Raw genomic sequence first — 6,361 nt, forward strand, 5'->3', positions numbered from 1 at the left:
CTCGCTCAACGACCGGTATTGAAAGAACACACATGACTGACGAAGAACGCCCCGACATCACCGCGGGCCACGAGCACGGCCGCATCAACCAGGTCGACCTGCAGTCCGAGATGCAGCGGTCGTACCTCGACTACGCGATGGCGGTCATCGTCGGTCGTGCGCTGCCCGACGTGCGCGACGGCCTCAAGCCCGTGCACCGCCGCGTGCTGTACGGCATGTACGACGGCGGATTCCGCCCCGACAAGTCGTTCTCGAAGTGCGCGCGCGTCGTCGGCGAGGTCATGGGTCAGTACCACCCGCACGGTGACACGGCGATCTACGACACCCTCGTGCGTCTCGTGCAGCCGTGGTCGCTGCGCTACCCGCTCGCGCTCGGTCAGGGCAACTTCGGCTCCCCCGGCAACATGGGCGCCGCCGCTCCGCGCTACACCGAGACGAAGATGGCCCCCCTCGCGCTCGAGATGGTGCGCGACATCGAAGAGGACACGGTCGACTTCTCGCCGAACTACGACGGCCAGACCCAGGAGCCCGACGTCCTGCCGGCGCGGTTCCCGAACCTGCTCGTCAACGGCTCGATCGGCATCGCGGTCGGCATGGCGACGAACATCCCGCCGCACAACCTGCGCGAGGTGGCGGCTGCCGCGCTGTGGGCGCTCGAGAACCCGCAGCTCCCCCGCGAGGAGCTGCTCGAGGGGCTCATCCAGCGCGTCCCCGGCCCCGACTTCCCGACGGGCGCGCAGATCCTCGGCACCAAGGGCATCCACGAGGCGTACCGCACCGGCCGCGGCTCGATCACCATGCGCGCGATCGTCGAGGTCGAGGAGATCCAGGGCCGCACCTGCCTCGTCATCACCGAGCTGCCGTACCAGGTCAACCCCGACAACCTCGCGGTGAAGATCGGCGACCTGGCCCGTGACGGCAAGATCACCGGCATCGCCGACATCCGCGACGAGTCCTCCGACCGCACGGGTCAGCGCCTCGTCATCGTGCTCAAGCGCGACGCGGTCGCGAAGGTCGTGCTGAACAACCTCTACAAGCACACCCAGCTGCAGGAGAACTTCGGCGCGAACATGCTCGCGATCGTCGACGGCGTGCCGCGCACGCTCGGTCTCGACGGGTTCATCACGCACTGGCTCGACCACCAGCTCGACGTCATCGTCCGCCGCACCGCCTTCCGGCTTCGCAAGGCGCAGGCGCGCATGCACATCCTGCAGGGCTACCTCAAGGCGCTCGACGCGCTCGACGAGGTCATCGCCCTGATCCGCCGCTCCCCCACCGTCGACGAAGCGCGCGAGGGCCTGAAGAGGCTGCTCGACATCGACGACGACCAGGCCGAGGCGATCCTGCAGATGCAGCTGCGCCGCCTCGCCGCCCTCGAGCGCCAGAAGATCATCGACGAGGCCACCGAGCTCGAGGCGAAGATCGCCGACTACAAGGAGATCATCGCGACCGAGTCGCGTCAGCGCGACATCGTGCGCCGCGAGCTCACCGAGATCGTCGACCGCTTCGGCGACGAGCGCCGCACGCACATCCTGCACGGGTTCGACGGCGACATGTCGATGGAGGACCTCATCCCCGTCGAGGAGATGGTCGTCACCGTCACCCGCGAGGGATACATCAAGCGCACGCGCAGCGACAACTACCGCTCGCAGCATCGCGGTGGCAAGGGCGTGAAGGGCGCGCAGCTGCGCGCCGACGACCTCGTCGAGCACTTCTTCGTCACCACGACCCACCACTGGCTGCTGTTCTTCACCGACAAGGGTCGCGTCTACCGCACCAAGACCTACGAGGTGCCCGAGGCCGGCCGTGACGCGAAGGGGCAGCACGTCGCGAACCTGCTCGCCCTGCAGCCCGACGAGAAGATCGCGCAGGTGCTCGCCATCAGCGACTACCAGGCGAAGGACTACCTGGTGCTCGCCACCCGCAGCGGTCTGGTGAAGAAGACCCGCCTCGGCGACTACGACACCAACCGGCAGGGCGGCGTCATCGCCATCCGGCTGCGCGAGACCGACGAGCTGGTCAGCGCCGAGCTGGTCAACTCCGATGACGACATCCTGCTCATCAGCGCGAAGGGCATGTCGGTGCGCTTCCACGCGACCGACGAGGCGCTGCGTCCGATGGGCCGTGCCACCGAGGGCGTGCGCGGCATGAAGTTCAAGGACGACCACGACAGCCTGCTCTCGGCATCCGTCGTCCACGACGACTCGTTCGTGTTCACCGTCACCGACGGGGGGTACGCGAAGCGCACGTCGGTCTCCGAGTACAAGGTGCAGAAGCGCGGCGGAACGGGCATCAAGGTCGCGAAGCTGAGCGACGAACGAGGTGTCCTCGCGGGTGGGCTCATCGTCTCGGAAGACGACGAGGTCTTGGTGGTTCTCTCCAGCGGCAAGGTGGTACGCTCTGCCGTGGCCGAGGTGCCGGCGAAGGGTCGGGACACGATGGGAGTCGTGTTCGCCCGCATGACCGGTGACGATCGCATCCTCGCCGTGGCCCGCAACAGCGAGCGCGGTATAGAGGAAGACGACGAGTCTCTCGGCGAGATCGAGGTCTCCGAGCCCGCCACGTCACCCGCTGACACCCCCGAAGCCTGATCCGAAGAGAGCACCGATAGATGAGTACAGTCGCTGACAAGCTGGCGAAGAAGTCCACGCGCAAGACCGGGGGCAAGCAGGTGCGCCTGCGTCTGGTCTACGTCGACTTCTGGTCGGCCGTGAAGCTGTCGTTCCTCGGAGCGGTGGCGCTGGCGATCGTGACCATGGTGTCGTTCTTCCTCGTCTACCTCGTGCTGCAGGCGACGAACGTCATCGCGCAGGTCGGCAAGATCCTCGGCACCCTCACCGACGGAGCCATCGATCTGTCCAGCCTGATCGGGCTCCCGCAGATCATGGCCTTCGGCGCGGTCGTCTCGATCCTGAACCTCATCGTGTTCACCGTGCTCGGCGCGGTCATCGCGGGAATCTACAACCTGGCGGTGAAGGTCACCGGCGGACTGCTCGTCGGGTTCATGTCGAACTGATCTTTCCGCAAAGAGGACCCCCGGCCCGTCGTGGCCGGGGGTCTTTTTCCATCTAGGGCTCTCCCCTCCCGAGCGGTCGCACTCGCGCGATCACACCACGCCGGTGGTCCCGAGCAGGGTGCCGATCAGCCAGGTGACGAGCAGGGCGACCGCGCCGCCGATGACGAGTCGCACGGATGCCCGCGTCGCCGACGCACCGCCCACCCGCGCGGAGATCAGGCCGGTGGCGGCCAGGGCGAGAAGCACGGCCGCGAAGGTGACGGGCACCCGCCACGCGGGCGGCGGCAGCAGGATGGCCAGGAGCGGAAGCAGCGCTCCGATCGTGAACGAGATCGCCGATGAGAGCGCCGCGTGCCACGGGTTCACCAGATCGTGCTGGTCGATGCCGAGCTCGACTTCGAGGTGAGCGGAGAGGGCGTCGTGCTCGGTGAGCTCGATCGCCACCTGCTGCGCGGTCTGCTCGCTGAGCCCGCGCTGCCGATACAGCCCGGCGAGCTCGGCCAGCTCCTCCTCCGGCATGGTGCGCAATTCCTCGCGCTCCTTCTCGATCAGCGCGCGCTCGGTGTCGCGCTGGCTGCTCACCGACACGTACTCCCCCAGCGCCATCGAGATGGCACCGCCCACCAGGCCGGCGAGTCCTGCGACGAGCAGCGCCGAATTGTCGGTGGTCGCGCCGGCGACGCCGACGACGAGTGAGGCGACCGACACGATCCCGTCGTTGGCGCCGAGCACCCCGGCGCGCAGCCAGTTCAGTCGCTGACCTGTTCCACCCGTGTGCGGTTCGTCGCCGTGCGTTGCCTCAGTTGCGCTCATGCAGTCAGTGAACCACGTCGCGTCCGGATGGCGGGTAGGGAAAACCCGAACCCGGATCTCCGGCTGGCTCCGTGTCGGGATGCTCAGGGGAACCGTAGCTTTGAGTCATGACCACGAACCCGACTCCCCCGGTGCCGCCCCGCCCTGAGTCCGCGCACATCGCGCCCCCACCGGCGCCAGTTCCGGCGGCTCCTCCGAGAGCGGATGCCCCGCGGCCCCCGCTGCGCGTCGTCCTGACCGTGCTCGAGCTCGCGGCGCTGGGCGCCATCGGCTCGGCAGCACTCGCCGCGCTGAGCGCGGTGCTCGGAGTCGGACTGGCGCTGCTGTTCGTCTTCGGCGTCGGCCTGCTCTTCCTCGTCGGTGTCGTCTACGCGCTCTACGGCGTGGCATGGTTCGAGATCCGGCGCGTCGGAAGCCTCTACAGCGCCGACGTTCCCGACCTGCGATGGCGCGAGCGCGCGAGGCCCGGCTTCGGCGGCTGGCTGCGCACCCTCGCCCGGCAGTCGGTGGACGGGCGCATGTGGCGCACGATTCTCCACTTCCTTCTCGCGTGCATCCTCGGCACGATCGTGCTTCGGGTGTTCTGGGGCATGGTGTGGTCGGTCTTCTTCGCCTTCGCACCGCTGTCATCCGAGGGCAGCGTCGCCGGGCCGTTCGGCAGCTACCTCGCGGTCGAATGGGCCCCGCTGATCGGGATCGTCGGAGTCATCGTCGGCGGCGCGGGGATCATCGCCCTGGCTCTGCTGCATCGTGTGCTGAGTCGCGCGCTCGTCATCCCCAGTCGCGAGGCCGAGCTCACCGCCCAGGTGCGCACCACCACGGCCCAGCGCGCCGGCGCGGTGCGGGCGGCCGAGCTCGAGCGCACCCGCATCGAACGCGACCTGCACGACGGCGTCCAGCCGCGACTGGTGTCGGTGGGCATGACGCTGGGGCTCGCCAAGCAGAAGATCGAGGCCGATCCGGCAGCGGCGAAGGAGCTGATCGACGAGGCGCACACCTCGACCAAGGCGGCGATCACCGAACTGCGACAGCTCGCCAGGGGCATCCACACCTCCGTGCTCGACGATCGCGGCCTCGACGCCGCGCTCTCGGCCCTGGCCGGCCGATCCCACATCCCGGTGCACCTCGATGTGCGCATCGACCCGTCGGCGACGGGTGCGGGCGCCGCATGCCGCGACGCCGAGGCCGCCGTGTACTTCGCGATCGCCGAATCGCTGACCAATGCGGCGAAGCACTCCAGGGCCAGCGAATGCCGCGTCGTGGTGCGCAGCCGCGACGGCGGACTGTGGGCCCGGGTCGAGGACAACGGCATGGGGGGCGCGCAGGTGCAGCCCGGTGGGGGGCTCGACGGCATCACCAACCGGGTGCTCGCCGCCGGCGGCACCTTCCGTCTCGACAGCCCGACCGGCGGTCCGACCAGCCTGGAGGTGAGCGTGCCATGCGCATCCTGATCTGCGAGGACTCGGTTCTTCTTCGCGAAGGGCTCGTCCGCCTGCTCGACGATGCCGGACACGAGGTGGTCGCGGCGCTGCCCGACACGAGCGGGCTGATGGATGCCGTGACCGCATCCGCGCCCGACCTGGCGATCCTCGACGTCCGCTTGCCGCCCACGTTCTCCGATGAGGGGATCCGCGCAGCGCTCGCCATCCGAGCCGCTCAGCCCGCGCTGCCCATCCTCGTGCTGTCGCAGTACGTCGAGGAGCGCTACGCCAGCGATCTCATCGCCGCCCAGAGCGGGCAGACGCACGGCGGCGCCCTCGGCTATCTGCTCAAGGATCGGGTGGCGGACGTCGCCGAGTTCGTCGAGTCGGTCGAGAGGATCGCGGCCGGCGGCACGGTGCTCGACCCTGAGGTGGTCGCGCAGCTGCTCAGTCGGCGCAACCGCGACGAGCGGATGCTGCGACTGACCGAGCGGGAGCGCACGGTGCTCGCGCTGATCGCCGAGGGCAGATCGAACAGCACGATCGCCGGGATGCTGTTCCTCAGCGAAGCGAGTGTCGAGAAGCACATCACCGCGATCTTCCAGAAACTCGGGCTGGAGCCCGAAGACGGCAACCGGCGAGTGCTGGCCGCACTCGCCCACATCGAGAACCACGGCTCGGCAGACGCCGGCCGCAACGACCAGGGAGGGCTGCGATGAGCGGCACGAAGAAGAGCATCGGCGCGATCACCGTGGTGATCGCCGCAGTCGGCGGAGTCGTGCTGCTCGGCTCAGCGGCATCCGCAGCCGTGACCGGCTTGCAGCAGATGGGCCCGCAGTCGGGGCAGCTGACCGCGGATGTCGGCGGCGTGAGCTCGATGGACGTCGAGGTGGGCGGGGCGGACATGCGCATCGTGTTCGACGACGTCGACGACGCCGAGCTTCGGGTCGAGGGTGCGTCGACCGGCGGGGGGACCCCGCGGGCCGATGACGGGCGGGCCGGGGTGCGCGGCCCCGGCCGCGGGGTCGGGTGGGGGGGGGCGGGCCCTGGCTCTTATACAACTCCTAAGCCGCCGGCGGAGCCTCGGGGGGTGAGTCAGGGGGGGGCCGTG

General features: G+C 69.1%; 6 protein-coding genes. 5 read left to right on the forward strand and 1 reads right to left on the reverse strand.

Features of this window, described 5'->3' with window-relative positions:
* Positions 1-32: 32 nt before the first annotated feature.
* Both gyrA and BFN01_RS02765 read left to right on the forward strand, forming a co-directional pair.
* Entirely contained in the window at positions 33-2,591 is a 2,559-nt protein-coding gene (gene gyrA, locus BFN01_RS02760) for a DNA gyrase subunit A (protein ID WP_071641294.1), read from the forward strand.
* Between the two features lie 20 nt (positions 2,592-2,611).
* Positions 2,612-3,016 carry a DUF3566 domain-containing protein gene (locus BFN01_RS02765; protein ID WP_071641296.1) on the forward strand — a complete coding sequence of 135 codons (405 nt, stop codon included), beginning with the start codon at positions 2,612-2,614 and terminating at the stop codon, positions 3,014-3,016.
* A 90-nt stretch (positions 3,017-3,106) separates the two neighbouring features.
* On the opposite strand, the gene BFN01_RS02770 is transcribed toward BFN01_RS02765, so the two are convergent.
* The gene (locus BFN01_RS02770; protein ID WP_071641298.1) at positions 3,107-3,829 is read right to left on the reverse strand and encodes a VIT family protein; all 723 of its coding nucleotides are present in this window, start codon (positions 3,827-3,829) and stop codon (positions 3,107-3,109) included.
* Between the two features lie 107 nt (positions 3,830-3,936).
* On the opposite strand from BFN01_RS02770, the gene BFN01_RS02775 reads away from it, so the two are divergent.
* From BFN01_RS02775 to BFN01_RS02785, 3 genes are all read left to right on the forward strand, one after another.
* Complete coding sequence (locus BFN01_RS02775; RefSeq protein WP_083428603.1) at positions 3,937-5,280, forward strand: histidine kinase; 1,344 nt, start codon at positions 3,937-3,939, stop codon at positions 5,278-5,280.
* Positions 5,268-5,969 carry a response regulator transcription factor gene (locus BFN01_RS02780; RefSeq protein ID WP_071641300.1) on the forward strand — a complete coding sequence of 234 codons (702 nt, stop codon included), beginning with the start codon at positions 5,268-5,270 and terminating at the stop codon, positions 5,967-5,969. The genes BFN01_RS02775 and BFN01_RS02780 overlap by 13 nt, the downstream gene beginning before the upstream one ends.
* Positions 5,966-6,361 (forward strand): hypothetical protein (locus BFN01_RS02785; protein WP_218161791.1); only part of this gene is annotated, 396 nt, incomplete at its 3' end. The genes BFN01_RS02780 and BFN01_RS02785, both read left to right, overlap by 4 nt.

Origin of the sequence: Microbacterium sp. AR7-10 (genome assembly GCF_001878835.1) — a bacterium.
Classification (GTDB): domain Bacteria; phylum Actinomycetota; class Actinomycetes; order Actinomycetales; family Microbacteriaceae; genus Microbacterium; species Microbacterium commune.